Raw genomic sequence first — 946 nt, forward strand, 5'->3', positions numbered from 1 at the left:
CATGGACGTTTGAGGCCACGGAGGCCGGCTACACCAACCTGTGGAAGTCCGCGACGCTGAAGGGTGGCGCGGACGCTACGGCAGCCGATACCTTTTCCGACAAGATCATCGCGGCCGAACAGCGCTACCGCACTGTTCAGGCTGCAACCGGCGTGCCCTGGTACTTCATCGGCGCGCTGCACATGCGGGAATCCTCCTGCAACTTCGCAGGCGTGCTGCACAACGGCGAGCACATTATCGGGACCGGTAAGGTCACGACGCTGGTCCCGGAAGGGCGCGGACCCTTCGCGACCTGGGAAGAGGCCGCGATCGATGCGCTCAAGCTCAAGAACATGCATCGCGTGCAGGTCTGGTCGATCGCCCGGATGCTGTTCGGAAGCGAAGTGTTCAACGGCCTTGGTTACGTCGGCAAGGGCATCAATTCGCCCTACGTCTGGGCCGGCACCAACCATGAGCAGCGCGGCAAATACGTTGCCGATCGCGTGTTCGATCCGAACGCGGAAGATACGCAGCTCGGTGTTGCCGCCGTGCTGATCCGGCTCGCCGAGAAGCGTCCCGACATTCACCAGGACCTTTATCCAACAACGGAGACCAAACCAGTGGACAACCAGCAGAGCAATGACGACGTGCTTCTCGCGGCCATCAACGGGCTGCGCAGCGACATCGCGCAGCTTCCCGCAGCGATCGTCGCCGCGATCAAGGGTGCGGTCGCGCCTGCAGTACAGACGACGGGCACGACCGGCGCGACGGGCGGCACGGCGACTACGGCCAATCCTGCGCCCGCGCCAGTGACCGCGACGGTGACCACCACCACGCCCATCCTCGACCGTCCCGGCGTCGGCATCGGCGTGCTCGGCACGGTCGCGAGCGCCATCCTGAGCACGCTCGGCGTGACCGGGCCGATGACGGGTGATGCGGCTACCACCACGGGGCAGCTCTTGCCGGT

General features: G+C 65.3%; 1 pseudogene. It reads left to right on the plus strand.

From position 1 onward, the window contains the following. A pseudogene (locus AACY45_RS27085) lies at positions 1-946 on the plus strand (hypothetical protein); the annotation flags it as partial.

The organism is Pseudomonas sp. RA_35y_Pfl2_P32 (assembly GCF_963970735.1).
Classification (GTDB): domain Bacteria; phylum Pseudomonadota; class Gammaproteobacteria; order Pseudomonadales; family Pseudomonadaceae; genus Aquipseudomonas.